The organism is Winogradskyella ludwigii (assembly GCF_013403985.1).
In the GTDB taxonomy this organism is placed as follows: domain Bacteria; phylum Bacteroidota; class Bacteroidia; order Flavobacteriales; family Flavobacteriaceae; genus Winogradskyella; species Winogradskyella ludwigii.
Map to the genome: position 1 here is coordinate 476,065 of NZ_JABFDF010000001.1, position 23,877 is coordinate 499,941.

The 23,877-nt window shown below is 32.6% G+C and carries 21 protein-coding genes; 16 read left to right on the forward strand and 5 right to left on the reverse strand.

All coding sequences use genetic code 11. The annotated features are described in order from the left end of the window. The first annotated feature begins 126 nt into the window (after positions 1-126). A complete protein-coding gene (locus HM981_RS02045) occupies positions 127-1,221 on the forward strand; it encodes a fatty acid desaturase family protein (RefSeq protein WP_179336921.1) in 1,095 nt (364 codons plus the stop codon). Positions 1,222-1,256: 35 nt separating this feature from the next. Beyond that, the gene (locus tag HM981_RS02050) at positions 1,257-2,441 is read left to right on the forward strand and encodes a pyridoxal phosphate-dependent aminotransferase (RefSeq protein WP_179336922.1); all 1,185 of its coding nucleotides are present in this window, start codon (positions 1,257-1,259) and stop codon (positions 2,439-2,441) included. Between the two features lie 71 nt (positions 2,442-2,512). On the opposite strand, the gene HM981_RS02055 is transcribed toward HM981_RS02050, so the two are convergent. From HM981_RS02055 to trkA, 4 genes are all read right to left on the reverse strand, one after another. Continuing rightward, positions 2,513-2,782, reverse strand: a complete 270-nt coding sequence (locus HM981_RS02055; protein WP_179336923.1) for a hypothetical protein — start codon at positions 2,780-2,782, stop codon at positions 2,513-2,515. Between the two features lie 133 nt (positions 2,783-2,915). Then, positions 2,916-3,164, reverse strand: a complete 249-nt coding sequence (locus HM981_RS02060; RefSeq protein WP_179336924.1) for a hypothetical protein — start codon at positions 3,162-3,164, stop codon at positions 2,916-2,918. 161 nt (positions 3,165-3,325) lie between these two features. Beyond that, positions 3,326-4,828: a TrkH family potassium uptake protein gene (locus HM981_RS02065; RefSeq protein ID WP_179336925.1), complete on the reverse strand. Its 1,503-nt coding sequence runs from the start codon at positions 4,826-4,828 to the stop codon at positions 3,326-3,328. A 9-nt stretch (positions 4,829-4,837) separates the two neighbouring features. Further along, a complete protein-coding gene (gene trkA / locus HM981_RS02070) occupies positions 4,838-6,187 on the reverse strand; it encodes a Trk system potassium transporter TrkA (RefSeq protein ID WP_179336926.1) in 1,350 nt (449 codons plus the stop codon). 230 nt (positions 6,188-6,417) lie between these two features. On the opposite strand from trkA, the gene ubiE reads away from it, so the two are divergent. Both ubiE and porT read left to right on the forward strand, forming a co-directional pair. After that, positions 6,418-7,149 (forward strand): bifunctional demethylmenaquinone methyltransferase/2-methoxy-6-polyprenyl-1,4-benzoquinol methylase UbiE, encoded by a 732-nt coding sequence (ubiE, locus tag HM981_RS02075; RefSeq protein ID WP_179336927.1) that lies wholly within the window; start codon positions 6,418-6,420, stop codon positions 7,147-7,149. A gap of 1 nt (position 7,150) precedes the next feature. After that, positions 7,151-7,867 carry a type IX secretion/gliding motility protein PorT/SprT gene (gene porT, locus HM981_RS02080; protein WP_179336928.1) on the forward strand — a complete coding sequence of 239 codons (717 nt, stop codon included), beginning with the start codon at positions 7,151-7,153 and terminating at the stop codon, positions 7,865-7,867. On the opposite strand, the gene HM981_RS02085 is transcribed toward porT, so the two are convergent. Next, entirely contained in the window at positions 7,861-8,589 is a 729-nt protein-coding gene (locus HM981_RS02085; protein WP_179336929.1) for a TrmH family RNA methyltransferase, read from the reverse strand. The two genes, porT and HM981_RS02085, sit on opposite strands and share 7 nt — an antisense overlap. A 192-nt stretch (positions 8,590-8,781) precedes the next feature. On the opposite strand from HM981_RS02085, the gene tamL reads away from it, so the two are divergent. From tamL to HM981_RS02145, 12 genes are all read left to right on the forward strand, one after another. Then, positions 8,782-11,328: a translocation and assembly module lipoprotein TamL gene (gene tamL, locus HM981_RS02090; RefSeq protein WP_179336930.1), complete on the forward strand. Its 2,547-nt coding sequence runs from the start codon at positions 8,782-8,784 to the stop codon at positions 11,326-11,328. A 189-nt stretch (positions 11,329-11,517) separates the two neighbouring features. Then, entirely contained in the window at positions 11,518-12,585 is a 1,068-nt protein-coding gene (fbaA, locus tag HM981_RS02095) for a class II fructose-bisphosphate aldolase (RefSeq protein WP_179336931.1), read from the forward strand. A 282-nt stretch (positions 12,586-12,867) separates the two neighbouring features. Then, positions 12,868-13,725 carry an acetyl-CoA carboxylase, carboxyltransferase subunit beta gene (gene accD / locus HM981_RS02100; protein WP_179336932.1) on the forward strand — a complete coding sequence of 286 codons (858 nt, stop codon included), beginning with the start codon at positions 12,868-12,870 and terminating at the stop codon, positions 13,723-13,725. 130 nt (positions 13,726-13,855) lie between these two features. Continuing rightward, positions 13,856-14,395, forward strand: coding sequence for a hypothetical protein (locus HM981_RS02105; RefSeq protein WP_179336933.1), 540 nt, complete (start codon positions 13,856-13,858; stop codon positions 14,393-14,395). A gap of 371 nt (positions 14,396-14,766) precedes the next feature. Next, positions 14,767-15,036 (forward strand): 30S ribosomal protein S15, encoded by a 270-nt coding sequence (gene rpsO, locus HM981_RS02110; protein WP_179336934.1) that lies wholly within the window; start codon positions 14,767-14,769, stop codon positions 15,034-15,036. Between the two features lie 232 nt (positions 15,037-15,268). Then, the gene (locus tag HM981_RS02115; RefSeq protein WP_179336935.1) at positions 15,269-17,521 is read left to right on the forward strand and encodes a polyribonucleotide nucleotidyltransferase; all 2,253 of its coding nucleotides are present in this window, start codon (positions 15,269-15,271) and stop codon (positions 17,519-17,521) included. A gap of 224 nt (positions 17,522-17,745) precedes the next feature. Next, positions 17,746-19,182, forward strand: a complete 1,437-nt coding sequence (locus HM981_RS02120; protein ID WP_179336936.1) for a glycosyltransferase — start codon at positions 17,746-17,748, stop codon at positions 19,180-19,182. A gap of 274 nt (positions 19,183-19,456) precedes the next feature. Further along, positions 19,457-20,263, forward strand: a complete 807-nt coding sequence (gene proC, locus HM981_RS02125) for a pyrroline-5-carboxylate reductase (protein WP_179336937.1) — start codon at positions 19,457-19,459, stop codon at positions 20,261-20,263. 3 nt (positions 20,264-20,266) lie between these two features. After that, the gene (gene proB, locus HM981_RS02130) at positions 20,267-21,046 is read left to right on the forward strand and encodes a glutamate 5-kinase (protein WP_179336938.1); all 780 of its coding nucleotides are present in this window, start codon (positions 20,267-20,269) and stop codon (positions 21,044-21,046) included. Positions 21,047-21,068: 22 nt separating this feature from the next. Then, entirely contained in the window at positions 21,069-22,268 is a 1,200-nt protein-coding gene (locus HM981_RS02135; RefSeq protein ID WP_179336939.1) for a glutamate-5-semialdehyde dehydrogenase, read from the forward strand. 77 nt (positions 22,269-22,345) lie between these two features. Then, a complete protein-coding gene (locus HM981_RS02140; RefSeq protein WP_179336940.1) occupies positions 22,346-22,720 on the forward strand; it encodes a hypothetical protein in 375 nt (124 codons plus the stop codon). A gap of 95 nt (positions 22,721-22,815) precedes the next feature. Then, entirely contained in the window at positions 22,816-23,679 is an 864-nt protein-coding gene (locus HM981_RS02145; RefSeq protein WP_179336941.1) for a sigma-70 family RNA polymerase sigma factor, read from the forward strand. Positions 23,680-23,877 lie beyond the last annotated feature (198 nt).

A 23,877-nucleotide genomic window follows, 5' to 3' on the forward strand; every position in this document is an offset into this window, starting at 1 on the left:
AAGTACTTAATTTTAATCTGTATAATTTAACGTTAGTCAATAATGGTTACTTTTTAATTATTAACTATCTTTGTTCCGTTATAATGAATTTCAATCCCTTACGTTATATCATAAATAATATAATACATGTCAAAAAAAACCGTAACCTTCTCTAGAACGGACTCTGCGAAGTTCTTTAGAACCCTAAACAAACGCGTTAACAGTTACTTCAAAGAAAATAACATAAAAAAAACAGGCAACTGGACGTTATATACAAAGGCTATAATAATGTTTACATTATTACTTGGTCCATTAGTATTATTATTAACTGTTAGTTTACCTGCCTGGCTGCAAGTCATTTGCATGATGGTTATTGGTATTGGAATGGCTGGCGTAGGTATGAATGTAATGCATGATGCTAATCATGGTTCATTTTCTAGCAAAAAATGGGTAAACAAACTCATGGGAAGCAGCATACACATTTTAGCTGGTAACGATTACAATTGGAAAGTACAACACAATGTATTGCACCATACTTATACGAATATTCAAGGTCATGATGAAGATATTGATGCTGGAAGAATAATTCGTTTTTCTAAACATGCTAAATGGCTAAAAATTCATAAGTATCAAAAATATTATGCGTTTTTACTTTACGGATTATTAACGGTTAATTGGGCAATCACAACAGATTTTAAACAAACGTACCAATACCTAAAAAGAAAATTATCTTACGGAGATTTCCCTAGTCCTGCTTCACAATGGACAAAATTAATTATTGGGAAAATACTTTACTATTCTATTTGGGTGGTTTTACCTTTAGTTCTAGGTTATGCTTGGTGGCAAGTATTAATAGGCTTTTTGATTATGCATTATACTGCAGGAATGATTCTTAGTGTTGTTTTTCAATTAGCACATGTTATGCCTAATACGGAAATGCCAATGCCAGACGAAAATGGAAACATGAAAAATACTTGGGCAATTCACCAATTATTTACAACTTCTAATTTTTCACCTAAAAGTTGGATTGTAGAATTTTATACAGGAGGCTTAAATAGACAAGTAGAACATCATTTGTTCGCTAACATAAGTCATGTACACTACAAAAATATAGCGAAAATAGTACGTGAGACTGCACATGAATTTAGTTTACCATATAATGAATACAATTCTATGTGGAAAGCGATTACTGAGCATTATCAACAATTAAAAGAATTAGGTAGAAAGCCAACTATGGCTTAATAAAACTTTCAGTTTAAAACCATTAATATTTTACGATGAACCAACTATCAGATAGAATTAATAACCTAGCAACATCAGCTACACTTGCTATGGCAGCAAAAGCCAGAGAGCTACGTGCAGAAGGAAAAGACATAATTGGATTAAGTTTAGGTGAGCCAGACTTTAATACGCCTGATTTTATTAAGGATGCTGCAATTGAAGCTATTAATCAAAACTACAATAGCTATACTCCTGTAGATGGTTATGTAGAATTGAAAGAAGCAATTATCAATAAATTTAAACGCGACAATAACCTTAGCTATACATTGCCACAAGTAGTAGTATCAACAGGTGCAAAACAGTCGTTAGCAAATATTGCTTCAGTAATGCTAAATACTGGAGACGAAGTTATTTTACCTTGTCCTTATTGGGTAAGTTACAGTGATATTGTAAAATTAAGTGATGGAGTTCCTGTGGAAGTTCAAACTTCAATAGAAAATGATTTTAAAATGACAGCCGAACAATTGGAAGCTGCCATTACACCAAAAACAAAAATGATTTGGTATAGTTCTCCTTGTAACCCAAGTGGCTCTGTATACAGTAAAGCAGAATTAAGAGCTTTAGCAGATGTTTTACAGAAATACCCTAACATTTATGTGGTTTCAGATGAAATCTATGAGCACATTAATTTTGTAGGAGGTCATTTTAGTATGGCAGAATTTGATGATATGTACGACAGAACAATTACTGTAAACGGAGTATCAAAAGCTTTTGCTATGACAGGTTGGAGAATTGGTTATATTGGAGCACCAGATTGGATCGCTAGAGCTTGTAACAAGATGCAAGGGCAAATTACTAGTGGAGCTAATTGTATAGCACAGCGTGCCGTAATTACCGCTTTAGAAGCAGAACCATCTAGTATAAAATATATGGTTGATGAGTTTAAAGAACGACGCAAACTTATTCTTGGTTTACTAAACGATATAGAAGGATTTAAAACTAATGAACCAGAAGGCGCATTTTACGTATTCCCAAATATCTCTGCTTATTTTGGTAAAACAATTAAAGGTAAAACAATTAATAATGCTTCGGATTTTTCATTGTTTTTACTTGAAGAAGCTTTAGTTGCTACAGTAACTGGTGAAGCTTTTGGTAATCCAGATTGTATTCGTATTTCTTATGCTGCATCTCAAGATAATATTATAGAAGCGGTTAGTCGTATCAAGGCTGCCTTAAGCTAGATAAGTAAAAAATAAGATTTAATAAAAGACCTGTTAAGATTTAAAAATCCTAACAGGTCTTTTCTATTAGATTAAATAATACCACCTACTGAATATATAAATACGCATAGCAGTAAAACAAAGGCAACAGCGGTACATAATATCACTTTTAGCATTCTAACTTTACGCTCTTGTTTTAATCGTTTAGCTATAGCCTTTAATTGCTTAGTTGTTGCTTTAGGGAGGTTATATTCGGTTTTCACATCTGGATTATACCCACCAAGTCTATGTCTTAATCTAACGCGTTTAGAGAGTAAATTTAAATTGTTTCTGACACTGATGTTCATTGCTCCTGCAGACATAATTTCTAAGATTTAAAAGGTTAAAATAAGCGTACACTGAAACCACCTCATCAAATCTATTATGTGATTACAATCACAAAAGAGAACGGTTAATGTACTAATTGAAAAATTTAGTGTGACGTTCTAATCGCTATTAGAATAATGCGATTAGAACAATGGCAAATACAGACAATTTTAAAATAGCTGCTATGTGATTTACACTTCGGAATTGAGCTGCCTTAATGCGTTGTCTAATTCCAAATACAGATTTTGAAGATGATTTTTTAAAATTCTTTTTTACAATAGATTTGTAATTTGAATTTAATAAGCCGTTGGTTGTAAAGTGAGAAACCACAATGGGTTCTGGTACAAATTCTAATGCTTGATTGATTGATAATTCCATGATTGATAATTTAATTGGTTATACAAGTAAGACGTACAATCCCTATAAATGTTACAGTTTGTTTCTCAACGCATCATAAAAATGAATCATCAAAACCTAGAAATTATTAATGAGAATATAGGCTAGCTAAATTTGAAAAAAAATCGAAAAAAGTTAAAAATTTATCTATTCCTCCAAAAGAAAGGTGTCAATAATATCAGAACTGTAAACAATTCCAATCTACCAATAAGCATTAAAAAAGACGCCCACCATTTTCCTAAAGGTGGTAATGCAGAATAGTTATTTACAGGTCCAAAATCACCTAAAGCAGGTCCAACGTTTCCTAAACTAGATGCAGAAAGTCCAATGGCAGAAGCAAAATCCATCTGAAACATAGAAAAGACTAAAGCACCAACAATAAACGATAGCATATAAAGCATAAAGAAACCTAGAACATTAAATACAATATCTTTAGATACCGATTTCCCGTTATATCTCACAGGTAAAATCGCATTAGGATGCAATGCGCGTTTAAATTCAAAAAAGCTATTTTTTATTAAAATTAATTGACGTACTACTTTTACACCACCAGAAGTACTTCCGGCTGAACCACCTAAAAACATCATCCCAAAAAAGAAAACGGTTAAAAAGGGAGTCCAAAGTGTATAATCTGCAGAAACAAAACCAGTGGTAGTAATAACACTTAACACTTGGAACATGGCATGTCTTAATGCACTTTCTGCCTCACCTAAAACCATGGGATGGTCTATAGACGATTTTGAAACATCTGCTCTAAAATAAATTAAAAGTGCTGCTATGACTGTAAAAATAACGATAAATTTGAAGTAGAGTTTAAACTCTTCGTCATGTAAAATTTTAGAAACTTTACCTTTAAACAAGTAATAACTCAACACAAAGTTAGTCCCTGCTAAAAACATAAAGAAAATGATAATGTATTGCACTGCAGGATTATCATTCCAATACGCTACACTCAAATTTTTCGTAGAAAAACCTCCTGTAGACAACGTACTTAAGGCATGGTTAATTGCATCGAAGAAAGACATACCTGCAAGTTGTAACAGAATAGTTTCTGCAACGGTATAACCTACATAAATAAGCCATAAACGTTTTGCTGTATCTGTAATTCTGGGATGTAGTTTATCACCAGCTGGACCTGGAGCTTCTGCAGCAAACAATTGCATACCACCAACACCAAGCAAAGGCAAAATCGCGATAGCTAGTACAATTATTCCCATACCACCAATCCAATGTGTTGTACTTCTCCAAAAAAGCACACCCTCAGGTATCACTTCAATATCATTTAAAATACTAGCACCAGTTGTAGTGTAACCAGACATGGTTTCAAAAAAAGCATCTGTAAAAGAAGGAATCGCCTCGGTAACAACATATGGTAGAGTTCCTGAAAGCGACATCACTATCCACCCAAAAGCCACAACAATATATCCCTCTCGCTTATTCATTTCCTTACGATGGTCTTTTGTTCTGTACATAGCCAACACTCCTATGAGCAGAGTTGCAAGACCTGCCATAAACAATTGAAGCGTTACACCATCTTTATAAATAAAACTTATTAAGGTTGAAATAAGCATGAAACCACCATTAAACAACAATAGCAGTCCAAAAAAGTGAAAAATGATTTTATAATTAAGTTTAATTCGAGACATGGTATTAATCTATGAGAAAAATCGTTCTACTTCAGAAATAGATCGCGGCAAACAACAAACAACAACACGATCTCCGGCTTCTATTTTAAAACTTCCTAACGGTATTGATCCGTGTCCATCTCTAATAACACCTCCAATAATAGCCGATTTTGGAAACTTTAAATCCTTAATGACCTTATTGGTTATTTTAGATTTTGGCTTTACTACAAACTCCAAAAGCTCAGCATTCATGTTTGTTAACTTAGTCATTGCGACTACTTCACCTTTTCTAATGTATCTAAAGATATTATTTGCTGCTAATAATTTTTTATTGATTAAGGTATCAATTCCTATGGATTGTGATAATTGATAATAATCCATATTCTCCACCAAAGCAATGGTTTTCTTTACTCCTTTAGATTTTGCTAAAAGGCAAGACATAATATTTGTTTCCGAGTTACCTGTTACCGCAATAAACGCATCCATATCAGATACATTTTCTTCATCTAATATATCTACGTTTCTACCATCACCACAAATAACCAAAGCATTAGGCAACTCATCTGCTAAGTCTTCCGCTTTAGAGCGTCTACTTTCAATTAATTTTACATTAAATTTATTAGAACAAAGATCTTTAGCCGTTTTATAACCAATTTGACTTCCGCCAAGAATCATAACATTTTTAATATCAACTTTAACCTTTCCTGATAATTGAAATAATTCTTCACCACCACCTTTACAAGTCATAAAGACAACTTTGTCACCTTCTTTAAAAATCGTATCACCACGTGGAATAATTGTGTATTGCGTTCCTAATCGCTGTATCGCTATAGGAATAAAATGCAATTCAGAATATAACTCCGCAGCTTGTTTTACTGTTTTATCGAGAAAAGTTGCGGTTCTAGATAAACGCAGTCCTAACATGGTTAACGCACCTCCTTCAAACTCATAAGTATCATTAAAGCCATATTGCTTTAATAGTAATTCTATTTCTGAAGCAGCTAAAGACTCAGGAGAAATTAACTCGTCTATACCAAATTTTGAAAATCCTACAGTTTCTTTATTATCTATAAATTCTGTGTTAGAAATACGTGCAATCGTACGTTTTGCACCCAATTGTTTTGCTAATACACAAGCTGTAATATTTGTAGTTTCTGAAGACGTAACAGCAATATAAAGCGATGCTGTATCAATACGCGCATCCTTTAAAACAGCAATAGACGTTGCATCACCTTTTATAGTCCTAATATCCAGATGTTCTCCAGCATAGGCTAAATTATCTTTTTTTGTATCAATTAAAGTGATTTCTTGGGACTCGTAAGATAATAATTTTGCCAAATGAAATCCTACTTCACCTGCACCTGCGATAATAATTTTCATTGTATATCTTTGAAATAAGCATGCAAATATACTTATAAGTCCTTAAAGTTATAAGTTAATAGCTGCCTAAAGTATTTAAAATGAAAGGTACGAGTAAAAGTGATAAGTTCTTAATCAATTTACGCGTAACATTTTTTTAATCATTATAATATCATGTATATTTATTTTAACTTTAAATACGTCCAACTTTAAGTCCTTGTAACTTATCCATATATTTGCAAAAAATTTTTATGGCTGAAAAAGTAAATCCATACAAGAATAGTGACCAATCTAAAAAAGTTCAGGTTACTAAAATGTTCGATACGATTTCAAAAGAATACGATGGCTTAAATCGCGTGATCTCTTTTGGGATAGACATAAAATGGAGAAATAAGGTGGTAGACTTGGTTGCTAAAACCAATCCTGAAAACATTTTAGACATTGCAACAGGAACGGGCGATTTAGCTATTAGCCTAGCCACTACAAGCGCTAAAGAAATTATTGGATTAGATATTAGCGATGGCATGTTAGAGGTTGGTCGTCAAAAAATTAATCATAAGAGTTTAGACAAGCTTATTTCTATGGTTATTGGTGATTCTGAAGATTTACCTTTTGAAGATAACACCTTTGATGCGATTACTGTAGCTTTTGGCGTTCGTAATTTTGAACACCTTGAAAAAGGCCTTGCCGAAATCCTAAGAGTGCTTAAACCAAATGGTATTTTTGTTATTCTTGAAACTTCAGTGCCTACAAATCCTATTTACAAAGCTGGTTATAAATTTCACACGAAACTAATTATGCCTACTATTGGAAAACTTTTTTCTAAAGATAAAGTAGCCTATAGTTATTTAAGTGAATCTGCTTCTGTTTTTCCTTATGGTGAAGCTTTAAACAATATTTTACGAAAAATTGGGTTTATAAATGTCAAAGACTTGCCACAAACAATGGGTGTGGCAACTATTTACTCAGCATCTAAAGCATAATATGAAGCGAATTCTTGTCCTTTTAGTATTTTTATTAGCAATCCAAAGTACGTCTGCACAACTTTTTACTAAAGAAAAAGTAACTAATCCTATAGATAATATTGATCAAAAGTTGTTGACTTGGGGTTATTTTCTAGGCTTTAACAAATACGACTTTAATTTTGACTACAATGAAGACCTAAAAGATATTCTCGTTGATGACTCTTTTGGATTTCATTTGGGACTTGTTGGTGATCTTCGTATTAATGATTATATGAATTTAAGATTAGAGCCAGGTGTTTTCTTTACAACAAGAAATATACGCTATGATGAGAGCTATTTTCAAGGAGTAGATTTTAATGATTCTGATTTGCTTAGAGAGGTAAAATCTACTTATGTTCATATTCCGCTTTTATTAAAAATATCTACAAAGCGAATCAATAACTTTAAACCCTTTATTATTGGAGGTGTTTCTACAGCTTTAAACCTATCTAGTAATCAAGACAATCCAAACGATAATAGTTCTGGAGAATTTAGAATGAAAAAAAATACATATTTCTACGAACTTGGTTTCGGTATAGATTTGTATTTACTCTACTTTAAATTCACACCCTCTATTCGTGGCGTTTTTGCTATGAATGACGAAATTATTAGAGATGCCGATCCTAACAGTCCATGGACAGGAAACATTTCAAAAATGCAAACGAGAGGTGTTTTTATTAACTTTACGTTTCAATAAACGCGTCTCCTAAATTCGCTTAATAAAATTGCCGTCGCATTTGCAACGTTTAAACTTTCTGTTGCTTTTGTGGTTCCAAATTGAGGAATGGTTATTTTTCTAGTCACTTTTGCTTCTATAGCTTCAGATATTCCGTTGGCTTCATTTCCAAGGATTATAACACCTTCTTCTGGCAACGTTGCTGTATAGATATTTTCTCCTGCTAAGAATGTTCCAAATACAACGGTTTTATTTGTGTCTAAATACTCTTGTAAATCTAAATACTGAATATTTACACGAGTTAAAGAGCCCATTGTTGCTTGGACCACTTTAGCGTTATAACAATCTACAGTATTTATACTACAAACTAAATCTTTAATTCCGTACCAATCACAAAGCCTAATTATAGTCCCTAAATTCCCAGGATCTCGTACAGCATCTAAAGCGACTATTAAACCTTTTTCATGAGACACTTTCTGTTTTGGAATTTCAAAAATAGCTAAAGCTGTATTTGGGTTTTTAAGTCCTGATATTTTTTTTAATTCGGCTTCTGAAATTTCAGTCGTTAATGCTGTTGGAGCTTCAAAAATTGATTTTGTGGTAAAAAGATTCTTCAGAATATAGTCTGACTTTAAAAACTCTGAAATTCCTTTTATGCCTTCAACAATGAATAAACCATTTTGTTGTCTCGCCTTTTTTTGATCTAAACTTTTAATTAACTTTATTTGATTCTTTGATACCATTAAAATGTATTTACATTTACATAAAATACAAAGTAAACCTTTTTTGATTTAATAACGTTTCGAAATTAACGTGACTATACTATTTCTAAAGAAGAAATGGTATTATTTTTGTTTCATTCAATACTCATAAACAAGACACCTATTTTAAGTTTGCAAAAGTTTAGTTTAACATCTATTACCAACCAAAATTCAATGTATCGTCGCATATTACTTTTGCTATGTGTCTTATTGTTGTGCTCTTGTAATGTTGTAAAACGTGTAAAAGACGGTGACTACCTTGTTAGCAACACTACTATTTTAGAAGATAGTACTCATGTTAGTAATGAACGTATTAATAATATAATTGAACAAAAGACGAATTCTGGAATGCGAAAGTTTTTAGGCTTTCCCTTAAAACTTCACATATACAATCTTGCGAGGCCTAATATAGATTCCATTTTGTACGCTAATGTTTTAAGTGATTCTTCTAAAGTAAAACGAAAAACAGCACTCCTATCTAAAAAGCAATTTGATAAATTAATGGAATCGCGACGTAATTTTAACGCTTGGTTAAAACGTACTGGTGAAGCTCCTGTAATTTACAATGAAGATAAAACGATTAAAACAGCGAGTAATCTAAGAAAATACTATTACAGCAAAGGCTGGTTTAACAATGAAATAAGTTATGATGTTGTAAAAGACAGTAATAAATTGGCACAAGTAACTTATAAGGTTAAAAAAAAGACACCTTATATTTTAGATTCTCTGAGACCGTTTATAAGCAGCCCTGAAATTGATTCGCTTTACAGTGAATTTAGCAAAAACAGTTTACTTAAGAAAGGTGAACAATACGATGAAGAAAATTATGAAAATGAGCGAGATCGCATCAATACCTATTTGCGTAACTCTGGTTTTTATTATTTTGGACAAGATTATATCCGTTTTGAAATGGATACCATTAACACCAATCACAAAATACATACTGATTTAATTATAGCCAACAGAACAATCAGAGGAGACGATTCTACAACGACAACTCCGTTTAAAGTTTATAAAATAAAAGAAGTCAACATTTTTACCGATGATAATTTTGAGAATCGATTTGAAGCAATTTCAGACACCACCACATTTAAAGGCTTTAATCTTTATAGCAAAGGAAAACTGAGATATAAACCCAAAGCACTTACAGATGCCATTTTTATTGCCAAAGGAAAAAAATTCAGTGCTTTAGCTCAAAGTAGAACATCACGCTACCTTAACGACCTTCAAATGTTTAGGTATCCAAATATAGATTTTATTGAAAATGAAAGTGATACCACACTTACTGCGAATATATTTTTAGAACCTAAAAAGAAATATGCGTTGAGTTTTGATTCTGATATTAATCAAAGTAATATTCAAAGTATAGGATTTTCATTTAGTTCAGGATTAAAAATAAGAAACATTTTTAGAGGAGCAGAAGTTTTAGAAATAACAGGAATAGCAGCCATTGGAGCCTCTAAATCCCGTAACGATCCTGATGATGCTTTTTTTGATATTAATGAATTTGGTGGTAATATTCGATTAACCATCCCAAGACTACTCAGCCCGTTTAAAACAGGGAAGATTATCCCTAAATACATGTCTCCAAGCACAGCTATAAATTTATCTGCTACGAGTCAACAAAATATTGGATTAGATAAACAATCGCTTTCCGGAATATTCAGTTATAATTGGTACCCTTCAAAATCGGTAACCAACAAATTAGAATTATTTAATATTAATTTTGTTAAAAACCTGAATACTAGCAACTACTTTGGTGTTTACGATAATTCTTTTATTAGTTTAAATTCAATTGCTCGCGATATCAATTATATTGCTAGTGATGCTTTTTTATCCGATGACGATTTAGGGTCAAATCAATATGATCCTGCAGAAGTTTTTATCGATGATGTGCTGTCTGGCAATACCAGTTTAGTATCTAGTGACGATGATTATTTAACCGTAAATAATATTAACGAACGAAAAGAACGACTCACAGAAAACAACCTTATTGTTTCTACAAGTTTTGATTACAAAAAAGATAAACGAAATAATATTTTTGACAATGACTTCTCAATTCTTAAATTACGCTTTGAGCTTGCTGGCAACCTTTTATCTAATATCTCTAACCTTATTGGCTCATCTAAAAATGATGCTGGAAATTACGAAGTCTTTGATGTTGCATTTTCTCAATATTTTAAAACCGAAATTGATTACATTAAATATATAGATTTAGGCAACAAAAATGTATTGGCGTTCCGCAGTTATGCTGGTATTGCAATTCCGTACGGAAACGCTAACAGTATTCCATTTGCAGAAAGTTTTTTTGCTGGTGGACCAAATGATAATCGGGCTTGGACGGCTTATAATTTAGGTCCTGGAAGCTCTAAAAGCACAGATGAGTTTAACGAAGCTAACTTTAAACTTCATTTAAGTGCAGAACAACGTTTTAGTTTATTTGGTGCCTTTAAAGGTGCTGTCTTTGTAGATGCTGGGAATATTTGGAATGTTTTAGATAATGTTACTGACGAAGATGCTACATTAACAAACCTTGACTCCTTAAAAGATATTGCTATAGGATCTGGTTTTGGTTTACGATACGATTTTGATTTCTTTGTATTACGTTTCGATATTGGTTTTAAAACCTATGATCCATCTCAAGATGAAAGCAACAGATGGTTTAGAGAATACAACTTTAGAAATGCCGTTTACAACATTGGTATTAACTACCCTTTTTAACTCTATTATTATTAATTATAATAATTAAGCAATTCATAATTAAAAACTTAAGCTTCAAATTAATTCCTGAAAATCAAAAAACAGAAATCTGTTAAAACTATAACGTTTTCGGTATTATATAACAGATAAGGCTTAATAAATACTCAAAATTTATGTATTTTTGATACATAAATTTTCAATATAATAATTATGAGTCATAATATCAAACCTGGAGTTGCTACAGGAAAAGAAGTTCAAAACATTTTCAATTACGCTAAAGAAAAAGGCTTTGCCTTACCTGCTGTAAATGTTATTGGTTCTAACACTATTAACGCTGTTTTAGAAACTGCAAGAGATTTAAACGCACCAGTTATTATTCAATTCTCTAATGGAGGTGCTCAATTTAATGCAGGTAAAGGCCTAAGTAACGAAGGTCAAAACGCAGCTATTCAAGGTGCCATTGCCGGAGCAAAACATGTGCATCAATTAGCAGTAGCTTACGGTGTGCCTGTAATTTTACATACAGACCATTGTGCTAAAAAATTATTACCTTGGATTGATGGTTTATTAGATGCAAGTGAACAGCACTTTAAAGAAACAGGAAAGTCTTTATATAGTTCTCATATGATTGACCTTTCTGAAGAGCCAATTGAAGAAAACATTGAAATTTGTAAAACATACTTAGCTCGAATGAGTAAAATGGGTATGACTTTAGAAATTGAATTAGGTATTACAGGTGGTGAAGAAGATGGTGTAGATAACAGTGATGTTGATGAATCAAAATTATACACACAACCTGAAGAAGTAGCTTACGCTTACGAAGAGTTAAGTAAAGTAAGTGATCAGTTTACTATTGCTGCTGCTTTTGGAAATGTACATGGAGTTTACAAACCAGGAAATGTAAAATTAACTCCAAAAATATTAAAGAATTCTCAAGAATATATTACTGAAAAATATGGTGTTGAACATAACCATATCGATTTTGTATTCCATGGTGGATCTGGTTCTACAGTTGAAGAAATCAGAGAAGGAATTAGCTATGGTGTAATTAAAATGAACATTGATACAGATATGCAATATGCATTTTTAAGCGGTGTTAGAGATTACGTGCAAGAGAAAAAAGATTATATACAAACTCAAATTGGTAATCCTGATGGACCTGAAGTACCAAACAAAAAGTACTATGACCCAAGAGTTTGGTTACGTAAAGGAGAAGATGCTTTTGTTGCAAGACTTAAAAAAGCATTTGAGGATTTAAATAATGTAGATACATTATAATTATTTTAAACATTTATTAGAAACCCATTAGAACTCAAAATCAGAGTTTTAATGGGTTTTTATGTGTCGTGTATAATTAAACTATTTAGTTGGCTCCTTCAATTTTGGGGTTTCACTAAATTAATGGTAATTTTGTGCACTTTGCAATAGCAAAATATAACTAACTAAAACAACGATTAGAAATTTTAAGATTTCAAAATCGTAAACCTAAAACCTATCCTAGATATCTTACTACGATTGTCGAAGTAAGTACTCAATGGATACTAAACCTAAATAATAGATATGGCTTGGTTTAAAAGAAAAGATAAAGGTATTCATACCTCTACAGAAGAAAAAAAAGATACTCCTAAAGGACTTTGGTATAAATCTCCAACTGGAAAAATAATAGATACAAAAGAATTAGAACAAAATTTTTATGTGAGCCCAGAAGATGGTTACCATGTAAGAATTGGGAGTAATGAGTATTTTCAAATTTTGTTTGACGACAATAAATTTAAAGAGTTAGATGCTAATTTAACGTCTAAAGATCCTCTTAAGTTTGAAGACACTAAAAAGTATCCAGATCGCCTAAAAGCTGCACAAGCAAAAACAAACCTCAAAGATGCAGTACGAACTGCAGTAGGTAAATCTAATGGACAAGACATAGTGATTGCCTGTATGGATTTTAGTTTTATTGGAGGCTCAATGGGAAGTGTTGTAGGTGAAAAAATTGCCAGAGCAGCAGACTATGCCTTAAAAAACAAAACACCTTTGATGATTATTAGTAAATCTGGAGGTGCACGAATGATGGAAGCAGCATTATCATTAATGCAATTAGCTAAAACTTCTGTAAAACTAGCACAATTAGCAGATGCTAGTATTCCTTACATATCTTTATGTACAGATCCAACAACAGGTGGTACAACAGCATCTTTTGCGATGTTAGGAGATATTAACATTGCAGAGCCTGGAGCACTAATTGGATTTGCAGGACCAAGAATTGTAAGAGATACTACAGGAAAAGAATTACCTGAAGGCTTTCAAACTTCTGAATTTTTATTAGAACACGGCTTCTTAGACTTTATTACACATCGAAAAAATCTAAAAAAACAAGTCAATTTATATATTGATTTAATAAAAAATCAGCCCATAAGAGCTTAAAAGAAAACAAAAAAAGAGGTTTAAATAACCTCTTTTTTTGTGTTTTAATTTTTATTTAATACATTTCGACCTAAATCATGTTTACCTTTCTGTTTTCCAAGACACTAAAAGGAAACAAAAACAATTCAAAATGATGAAAATTATAACAAAATTTAGTGTTTTATTACTACTCGTAGCTACAGTATTCTCTTGCGAAAGCTTAGACGAATTAACAGAATTCGATGTTTCTGAAAATTTCTCAAGTACTTTTAATATTTCTATCCCTGAAGATACTGAAGGTATGCCAGCAAGTTTAAATGTTTCCACAGACATAGACATTTCTACCAATCAAGACATTCAAGACAATTTAGACTTAATACAAGATGTTACCATCAATTCAATAACCTACGAAATCGATAACTTTTCTGGAGCAGAAGGAGCTATATTAACAGATGGATTACTAACTTTTGGTAGTACAACTATTTCAGTTTCTGACATAAATCTTCAACAATCAGATAGTGATAATACAATTTATACGATTTCTGATGTTAGCGCTATTAACGCTATCGCTAATACCTTAGAGAACGATATCTCTGTTACTGCAACTTTATCAGGAACAGTTAGTGCAACACCTGTCGTTTTTGATATTATTTTAAATGTAGATCTTACAGCAACAATCGATATTATATAACACGATTTAATTTATTACAATCCTTACACAAAGCCTTCCAAAATAATTTGGGAGGCTTTGTGTAATTCATAAGTTTTAATCAAAATTTACGTTAGCCATATTCTTAAAGATGTTTGAGCAGATGAACATAAAACGTCATAAGCATTAGAGAAATTCACTCAACGACTTAAACATCTCATCTTTATAACGTAACATAGTTCAACCTTTACCGAGCCATTCGATTATATTGTAAATCTCAATTGGCATAATTATATGGTTTTAAGCCTAACAAAAAGTCAATAAAAAAAATTATAGATCACAAAAAAATAGTATATTTGCCGCTCGAAAGAAGAGCTTTCGTATACATAACAATCATTTACAATAATATTAGAATGTATTTAGATCAAAAAGAAAAAGAAGCCATCTTTACAAAACATGGTAAAGATGCAAAGGACACAGGTTCTGCAGAAGGGCAAATTGCTTTATTCACTTACAGAATTAACTATTTAACTGAGCACTTAAAACAAAATCGTAAAGATTATAACACAGAGCGTTCACTAGTAAAGTTAGTAGGTAAAAGAAGAAGCCTATTAGATTACTTAACTAAGAAAGATGTCTTAAGATATCGTGCGATAGTTAAAGAATTAGGATTAAGAAAATAATCTCAATATAAAGACCACGCCTAACAGCGTGGTTTTTTGGTATAAAAACAACTCGATTTTGGACGAGTATAAAAACCAAAATTGAAGAAGCTAGATCCTGAATTCAGTTCAGGTCTAACGGTTTTTCATTGGTCACACACAACTACTACACAACAACAGCAACACAACGACCATTGTTTAACATTATTCTAACGAGCAATAATGCGTTAGAATTAGAATTTAAAAAACATTTATGATTCCAAAAGTATTTAAAGAGGTCATAGACCTTGGAGATGGTAGAGAAATCACTATCGAAACCGGAAAATTAGCAAAACAGGCACACGGTTCTGTTGTTGTAACATCAGGAAAATGTATGATGTTATGTACAGTTGTTTCCAATTACGAACAAAAAGATCTTGGTTTTTTACCGTTAACGGTAGATTACAGAGAGAAATTTGCAGCTGCAGGTCGTTATCCTGGTGGTTTCTTTAAAAGAGAAGCAAGACCAAGTGATGGCGAAGTGTTAACTATGCGTTTAGTAGACAGAGTATTACGTCCATTATTCCCAAAAGATTACACAGCAGAAACGCAAGTGATGATACAGTTAATGTCTCATGACGAAAACGTTATGCCAGACGCCATGGCAGGATTAGCAGCATCAGCAGCTATTCAATTATCAGATTTTCCTTTTGAATGTGCTATCTCTGAAGCAAGAGTTGGACGTATTAATGGTGAATTTATTATCAACCCAACAAGAGCACAATTGGCAGAATCTGACATCGATATGATGATTGGAGCTTCAGCTGATTCTGTAATGATGGTTGAAGGTGAAATGGATGAGATTTCTGAAGACGAAATGGCTGACGCTATTAAGTTTGCACACGAAGCTATTAAAGTACAATGTGCTGCACAGTTAAAATTAGCTGAAGCATTTGGAAAGAAAGAAACTCGTGAATACGAAGCAGCAAGAACAGATGCAGATTTAGAGAAGAAAGTACGTGATATGGCATACGATAAAGTATATGCTATAGCAAAAGCAGGATCTTCTAAGCATGAAAGAACTGCTGCATTTAAAGAAATTAAAGAAGATATTAAAGCTTCTTTTTCTGAAGAAGAAACAGCAGATTATGGTGGATTAATTTCTGATTATTACCGTAAAGCTGAAAAAGCTGCAATTAGAGATTTAACTTTAGATGAAGGTTTACGTTTAGATGGTCGTAAGACTGACCAGATTAGACCAATCTGGTGTGAGGTAGATTACTTACCATCTACACATGGTTCTTCAATCTTTACTCGTGGAGAAACTCAAGCATTAGCTACAGTAACTTTAGGAACCTCTAGAGATGCTAACAAAATAGATATGCCATCTTACGAAGGTGAGGAGAATTTCTATTTACATTATAACTTCCCTCCTTTTTGTACAGGTGAAGCTAGACCAATTCGTGGAACATCTCGTAGAGAAGTTGGACATGGTAATTTAGCACAACGTGGTTTAAAAGGAATGATTCCTGCAGATTGTCCTTATACTGTGCGTGTTGTATCTGAAGTTTTAGAATCTAACGGTTCTTCTTCTATGGCAACTGTATGTGCTGGTACTATGGCACTAATGGATGCAGGTGTACAAATGACTAGACCAGTTTCTGGTATTGCAATGGGATTAATTTCTGATGCAGAATCTGGAAAATACGCTGTATTATCTGATATTTTAGGTGATGAAGATCACTTAGGAGATATGGATTTTAAAGTAACTGGTACTTCTGAAGGTATTACTGCTTGCCAGATGGATATTAAAGTAAAAGGATTAAGTTACGAGATTTTAGTGAATGCACTAAAACAAGCACGTGATGGTCGTTTACATATCTTAGGTAAATTAACAGATACTATTGATACACCTAATGCAGATGTAAAAGAACATGCACCTACAATGGTAACAAGACGTGTACCTAATGAATTCATTGGAGCCTTAATTGGACCTGGTGGAAAAGTGATTCAGGAAATGCAAAAAGAAACTGAGACAACAATCGTTATTAACGAAGATCCAGTGACTGAAGAAGGTATTGTTGAAATCTTAGGTGTTGGTAAAACAGGTATTGATGCTGTTATGGCAAAAATTGATGCTATATTATTTAAGCCAAAAGTGGGTAGCGTGTACGAAGTAAAAGTTATCAAAATGTTAGATTTTGGTGCTGTTGTTGAGTATATGGATGCACCAGGAAACGAAGTTTTATTACACGTAAGCGAATTAGCTTGGGAACGTACAGAAAATGTATCTGACGTTGTTAATATGGGAGATGTTTTTGATGTGAAGTATTTTGGACAAGATCCAAGAACTCGTAAAGAAAAAGTATCTCGTAAAGCTATCTTGCCAAAACCAGAAGGTTATGTTGCAAGACCACCAAGAGATGATAAACGTTCTGGTGGACGTGATAATAGAGGAAGAGATAATCGCGGACGTGATAACAAACGTGATGATCGTAAGCCTAGAGAAGATAAAAAAGAAGATTAAATTCTTTTAATACTATATTTTATTAAATCCTTAAATAGAAAATTCTATTTAAGGATTTTTTTTTACATCAAAAACAAAACTGATTTACAAACACTTGCCACCTTTAATTGATTAATTTATACTATTATGATACTGTTTATTAATGTTAAATAAAACTCAAAAAAAATCCAAATTGTAATAATCTACGTACATCTGTTTTAGTTAATCAATCTACAACAAAATCTATGGCGTCAAAAAAATCATCCTCAAAATCTGTTCACTCGAACACTAAAAGTAGAACAAAAAAAATATCTGATAGCTTCAACTTATTTCTAAATAGTAAATCAAAAACAGAAAACCCTAATAATAAAATTGTACTATTTAGTACTTTTTGTCTTTTGCTTATGGGTGTGTATTTCCTTTCTGTTTTTTATGGCGATTTTGAAGAGTTTAATGCCAATAGAATGAGTTCAACTATAGGATACACATTTATAGTTTCTGCAACTATTCTATTAGCTTCTAAAGCCTTGTTTTTCGTCTACAAAGCTTACAACTACTACAAATACAAGCCTGTTGCATCTGTTTCTGATAAAGAATTACCAACCATTACAGTAATTGTTCCTGCTTATAATGAAGGTAAACAAGTTTGGGATACCTTAATGAGCTTAGATAATAGCAACTATCCAAAAGATAAAATACAAATTATATCTATTGATGATGGTAGTAAAGACGATACTTGGACTTGGATGCTTGATGCTAAAAAACAATTAGGAGATCGTTTAGAGATTTACCAACAACCTAAAAACCAAGGAAAGCGTCATGCACTTTATCGTGGATTCAATTTAGGCACAGGAGATATTTATGTAACCGTAGATAGCGATTCAATAGTAACAGAAGATACACTTAGAAATTTAGTGAGTCCTTTTACTAAAGATGAAAATTGTGGTGCTGTAGCAGGAAACATCAGAGTTTTAAACAATAAAAAAGCAATGCTTCCAAAAATGTTGGATGTAAGTTTTGTAATGAGTTTTGAATTTGTGCGTTCTGCTGAAAGTAATTTGAATTCTGTACTATGTACACCTGGCGCTTTAGCTGCTTACAGAAGTACAGCAGTGCATGCCTGTTTACCTGAATGGATTAACCAAACATTTATGGGACAGCCATCAGATATTGGCGAAGACAGAGCCATGACTAACATGATAATTAAGCAAGGTAAACACGTCTTATTTCAAAAAAACGCTGTGGCTTACACCAATGTTCCAGAACAATACATCGGTTTATATAAAATGTTTATTCGTTGGGGAAGAAGTAATGTGAGAGAAAATTTAGAAATGGCCAAATACGTATTCACTAATTTTAGAGCTAAAGGAAAAACAGGAACACGAATTTTATTTATTAGTCAATTTGTAAAAATAATAATGAGTTATCCATTATTAATCTCAATGTTATTCTTTGTGTTAGTTCATCCTTTATTATTTTTAGGATCTACGCTTGTGACTATTATGGTGGTTTCATCATTTTCAGTTCTATTTTTCACAAGTCAGTATAAAACAACTCAAGGCTTTTGGGCTTATACCTATAGTATTGTATTTACATTCGCTCTATTTTGGATTACACCTTATGCAATTGCAACAGCCAACAGAAGAGGTTGGTTAACACGTGGTTTGGCAGAACAGAAGTAAAATCAATAAAATAAAGTTTCAAAACCTATCAAAATAAAATTTGGTAGGTTTTTTTATGCATAAAACCCAATTTGTCACCGACAGCCTGTCAGTTTCACGAGTAAACGCAAATCTTAAGATTTTCATTTCCTTAGGTTAATCTACGAGACATTTTTGGTATCTCAATTATTTACACAAATGATTTAGAATATCACAATTCTTTAAATCAATAATTAGTTTTGGCACTTCTGTATAGTCCTTGCGGTAATTAAGTTGAATTAATTCAACAAATAAAATGAGAGTATTAGTAATTGGAGCAGGCAACATGGGTTTAACCTATGCAGAAGGTATGGCAGAATCGCCATTATTAAGTAAGCATAAACTGAGAATATATGATACTGATCCTGAAAAAATAGCTGTATTACGTAAAGATTCAAGATTTAAAGTTTTAGATCGTTTAGAGGATTGCTTACCAAAAGCAGACATTGTATTTATTGCCGTAAAACCATATCACAGTGATGGATTATTTAAAGATATGAAATCAATGTTAAACGATAATCAAATTTTTGTATCCTTGATGGCTGGTGTTACTATAGATACTATTCAACAAAAATTAGATGCAAAAAAAGTAGTTAGAACGATGCCTAATTTACCTGCACAAGTAGGAAAAGGTGTCACATCTTACACCGAATCTAAAACAGTTTCTAAAGTAGAATTACTAATGATAAGAAACCTTTTAGATACAACAGGAACTTCAATTCATGTTAATTCTGAAAACTTTATAGATGCCTCAACAGGTATTTCAGGAAGTGGACCAGCCTATGTATTCTACTTTATGCAATCTATGTTGGAAGCCGCTCAAAAAATGGGCTTTTCTGATGACGATTCTAAAGTTCTAGTAAGCAGTACGTTTGAGGGAGCTATAGAACTTTTCAACCAAAACGATATATCACCAGAATCTTGGATCGCTAAAGTAGCATCAAAAGGAGGCACAACCCAAGCTGCTATTGATTCTATGGACGACAATAATGTAAAACAGTTAATAGAAGATGCCGCTTATGCTGCATTTGATAGAGCTGTAGAATTGGGTAAAGACAAATAATATATGAGCGACAATATAAAACGAGTGGTTGTAAAAGTAGGAACCAACGTACTAACAAATAAAGACAATAGAATTTTAGGACCAGTACTTCGTGAATTGGTAAGACAAATTTCTGTTTTATATGAAGAAAATATTATGGTTATCCTGGTATCCTCTGGTTCTGCAATGGCAGGAATGGAAATATTAGGAGAAACTAACATTAAAGACAAGTCCGTAAGAAGGCAAGTCTATTCGTCAGTAGGTCAACCAAGAATGATGAGGCATTATTACAGTCTTTTTCACGACTATGGTATGCGTTGTGCACAAGTCCTAGCTACGAAACGAGATTTTGATATCGGTAAACATCGTAAAAATATGATTAATTGTTACGAAGGTTTACTTGCTGAAGGTGTAATCCCAATTGCAAATGAAGATGATGCCGTTTCATTAACAATGTCAATGTTCTCTGATAACGATGAGCTCGCAAGTTTAGTGGCAGAACTTCTAGATGCAGACCGATTAATTATTCTTTCGGATACTGATGGTTTATATACAGGACATCCAGATGATGATGACTCTATTAAAATAAATGAAGTTAAGTCTAACCAGAATGTAGAACAATACGTTCAAGAATCTAACAAAAAAGAAGGTGAAGGACGTGGTGGTATGGCTTCAAAATTAAGAATAGCTAAAGGCACTGCAAACAAAGATATCCCAACTTACATCGCTAACGGTAAAAAGGAAAATGTAATTATAGATATCATCAATAATAAGAAAGTTGGTACAAAATTTATTTGTGCTTAACCGAAACTTAAAAAATCATACAATGAAATTATTACAAACAAGCATAAAAAACAAGGTTCTAAAATCAATGATAACGATTTTAGGTCGTGAAAGAGATTCCATTATTGAAGCGAATAAAAAAGATTTAGAAGCTTTTCAAAAAGAAGACCAAGCGCTTTATGATCGTTTAATTGTAAATGATAAAAAAATAGATGAGATGATTGCAGCCGTAAAAGCTGTAATGCATCAAAACGATCCTGTTGGACAAGAAATAACAAATCGTACCTTAAAAAATGGTTTAAATATTGTAAATACCACTGCTCCATTTGGCACCATTCTTATTATATATGAATCGCGACCAGATGTAACTATTGAAGCTGCGGTATTAGCATTTAAAGCCAACAATAAAATTTTATTAAAAGGTGGAAAAGAAGCCTTGAACAGTAATCTTATTTTGGAACAATGCTGGCATGAAGCCTTAGAAGAAAACAGACTGTCTAAAGAGTGGATTAAACTACTTCACTTAAAACGTGAAGAAACCCAAGATTTTCTTAAAAACCCAACAGAACCATTAGATCTTATTGTGCCTCGAGGCGGAGAACGACTAATTAACTTTGTAAAAACACATGCAACATGTGCTGTACTTGTTAGTGGACGTGGAAACAACTTTTTATATGTTTCCGACCACGCCGATTGGAGTAAAGCTGTAAATGTAATTATCAATGCAAAAACAGATAAAATTTCAGGATGTAATGCTTTAGATAAAGTGTTAATCAATAAAAATCTTCCTGAGTATGAAATTAAATTAAAAATGCTTCAAGAGAAACTAGAACAACATGAGGTAGAAATTATAGTAGATAATAAAGTTTCGGGCATTTTAAAACATAAAGAAACCGTTTCAAACAATGATATTTGGTACGAAGAATTTTTAGCACTAAAATTATTAATAGGTGAAGTTAACTCTGTAGAAGAAGCTATTAGCCTTATCAACACCTATTCAGGAAAACATTCTGCAGCCATTATAACAGAACAAACTGATGAAGCCATGCAGTTTATGCATAACGTAGACAGTGCTGCAGTTTATCATAATGCTTCAACAAGATTTACAGATGGAGGTCAAATGGGAGTTGGAGCTGAGTTAGCAATTAGTACAGATAAACTACATCATCGCGGTCCTTTAGGCTTAAATCAATTGGTAACCAATAAATACTATGTTTATGGTGATGGACAAGTGAGAGTCTAAAACCTCAATAAGCTATCTGTCAAATATTTATCCTAAAATCCTTTAGTTTCTCAACATAAATCGTTATATTATTTGCTATGATAACACAAGACAAAGAGAAGTACGAAGAAGAGTTGAATCAGTCCATTTCCTATCTCGAAAATTTAGGTTACTCTAACATCAAAGCAGATATTGAAGGTTATGAATCTCCAAAATCTTATCACAAAAAAGGTAGCGACATCAATGTAACACCAGACATTGTTGCGGAAAAAGAAGGGCGGAAGCATGTTTTTGATTTAAGTCTAAAGTCACATAAACCACGATTACTAAAATCAAAATGGTTGTTTTTAAATACATTGAGTCAGATAAAATCTTTTAGATTTCGTTTAATTACCACACGTGGTCATTATAAATTTACAAATGAAACCATAGATGATATAAATCTTGGTACTATTAAACTATTAAAGATTTAAAAATATTACTATTATTGTGTAACATTTAATTGCTTTTGAACGTATAATATAAGCAACACGTTGTTGTAAATAAATTGTACAAATCTTAAAATCAAATGAGACAGCTTAAAATTACCAAGCAGGTTACCAATAGGGAAACTGCCTCCTTAGATAAATATTTACAAGAAATTGGTAAGGTAGATCTTATAACCGCAGATGAAGAGGTAGAACTAGCACAACGTATTAAAGCAGGTGATCAACGAGCACTAGAAGAGCTAACAAAGGCTAATTTACGTTTTGTGGTATCCGTTGCAAAACAATATCAAAACCAGGGCTTAACGTTACCAGATTTAATTAATGAAGGTAACTTAGGTTTAATAAAAGCTGGACAACGTTTTGATGAAACACGTGGTTTTAAATTTATTTCTTATGCTGTATGGTGGATTAGACAATCTATATTACAAGCATTAGCTGAACAATCTCGTATTGTTCGTTTACCCTTAAACAAGATTGGTTCTATTAATAAAATTAATAAGACATTTGCATTTTTAGAGCAAAGCCATGAGCGACCACCTTCACCTGAAGAAATCGCAAAAGAATTGGATATGACTATTAACGATGTTAAGGAGTCTTTGAAAAACTCTGGACGTCACGTCAGTATGGATGCACCTCTTGTTGAAGGTGAAGATTCAAACCTGTATGATGTTTTAAGAAGTGGTGAATCTCCAAATCCTGATCGTGATTTATTACATGAATCATTGAGAACAGAGATTGAGCGCGCATTAGAAACGTTAACGCCTCGTGAAGCAGATGTTATCCGTTTATATTTTGGATTAGCCAGCGAGCATCCAATGACACTTGAGGAGATTGGTGAAACATTCGATTTAACGCGTGAACGTGTAAGACAAATAAAAGAAAAAGCTATTAGACGATTAAAACATACCTCTAGGAGTAAAATATTAAAGACATATTTAGGTTAATGTTAACTATGATTAGGTAACAAATTAGCTTATTTGAAACTGATTTCCCTACTCGAAGTGAAACCTAAATGATAAAAATAAAGACATAATCACGTTAGTAATTTGTACCTTTAACGACTAACCTGATAAAGGTAACAACAGTTACAACATAACTGTTCGTTTTTTGATTGATGAAAGAACCCACGGCTGATTACCGTG

What these genes read in the sequence shown, in the direction of transcription:
- proB (WP_179336938.1), top strand. Translation starts at nt 20,267, where the DNA reads ATGAGCGACAATATAAAACGAGTGGTTGTAAAAGTAGGAACCAACGTA.
- HM981_RS02135 (WP_179336939.1), top strand. Translation starts at nt 21,069, where the DNA reads ATGAAATTATTACAAACAAGCATAAAAAACAAGGTTCTAAAATCAATG.
- tamL (WP_179336930.1), top strand. Translation starts at nt 8,782, where the DNA reads ATGTATCGTCGCATATTACTTTTGCTATGTGTCTTATTGTTGTGCTCT.
- HM981_RS02105 (WP_179336933.1), top strand. Translation starts at nt 13,856, where the DNA reads ATGATGAAAATTATAACAAAATTTAGTGTTTTATTACTACTCGTAGCT.
- HM981_RS02045 (WP_179336921.1), top strand. Translation starts at nt 127, where the DNA reads ATGTCAAAAAAAACCGTAACCTTCTCTAGAACGGACTCTGCGAAGTTC.
- porT (WP_179336928.1), top strand. Translation starts at nt 7,151, where the DNA reads ATGAAGCGAATTCTTGTCCTTTTAGTATTTTTATTAGCAATCCAAAGT.
- HM981_RS02085 (WP_179336929.1), bottom strand. Translation starts at nt 8,589, where the DNA reads ATGGTATCAAAGAATCAAATAAAGTTAATTAAAAGTTTAGATCAAAAA.
- rpsO (WP_179336934.1), top strand. Translation starts at nt 14,767, where the DNA reads ATGTATTTAGATCAAAAAGAAAAAGAAGCCATCTTTACAAAACATGGT.
- HM981_RS02065 (WP_179336925.1), bottom strand. Translation starts at nt 4,828, where the DNA reads ATGTCTCGAATTAAACTTAATTATAAAATCATTTTTCACTTTTTTGGA.
- HM981_RS02115 (WP_179336935.1), top strand. Translation starts at nt 15,269, where the DNA reads ATGATTCCAAAAGTATTTAAAGAGGTCATAGACCTTGGAGATGGTAGA.
- accD (WP_179336932.1), top strand. Translation starts at nt 12,868, where the DNA reads ATGGCTTGGTTTAAAAGAAAAGATAAAGGTATTCATACCTCTACAGAA.
- HM981_RS02055 (WP_179336923.1), bottom strand. Translation starts at nt 2,782, where the DNA reads ATGTCTGCAGGAGCAATGAACATCAGTGTCAGAAACAATTTAAATTTA.
- fbaA (WP_179336931.1), top strand. Translation starts at nt 11,518, where the DNA reads ATGAGTCATAATATCAAACCTGGAGTTGCTACAGGAAAAGAAGTTCAA.
- proC (WP_179336937.1), top strand. Translation starts at nt 19,457, where the DNA reads ATGAGAGTATTAGTAATTGGAGCAGGCAACATGGGTTTAACCTATGCA.
- HM981_RS02060 (WP_179336924.1), bottom strand. Translation starts at nt 3,164, where the DNA reads ATGGAATTATCAATCAATCAAGCATTAGAATTTGTACCAGAACCCATT.
- HM981_RS02145 (WP_179336941.1), top strand. Translation starts at nt 22,816, where the DNA reads ATGAGACAGCTTAAAATTACCAAGCAGGTTACCAATAGGGAAACTGCC.
- HM981_RS02050 (WP_179336922.1), top strand. Translation starts at nt 1,257, where the DNA reads ATGAACCAACTATCAGATAGAATTAATAACCTAGCAACATCAGCTACA.
- HM981_RS02140 (WP_179336940.1), top strand. Translation starts at nt 22,346, where the DNA reads ATGATAACACAAGACAAAGAGAAGTACGAAGAAGAGTTGAATCAGTCC.
- HM981_RS02120 (WP_179336936.1), top strand. Translation starts at nt 17,746, where the DNA reads ATGGCGTCAAAAAAATCATCCTCAAAATCTGTTCACTCGAACACTAAA.
- trkA (WP_179336926.1), bottom strand. Translation starts at nt 6,187, where the DNA reads ATGAAAATTATTATCGCAGGTGCAGGTGAAGTAGGATTTCATTTGGCA.
- ubiE (WP_179336927.1), top strand. Translation starts at nt 6,418, where the DNA reads ATGGCTGAAAAAGTAAATCCATACAAGAATAGTGACCAATCTAAAAAA.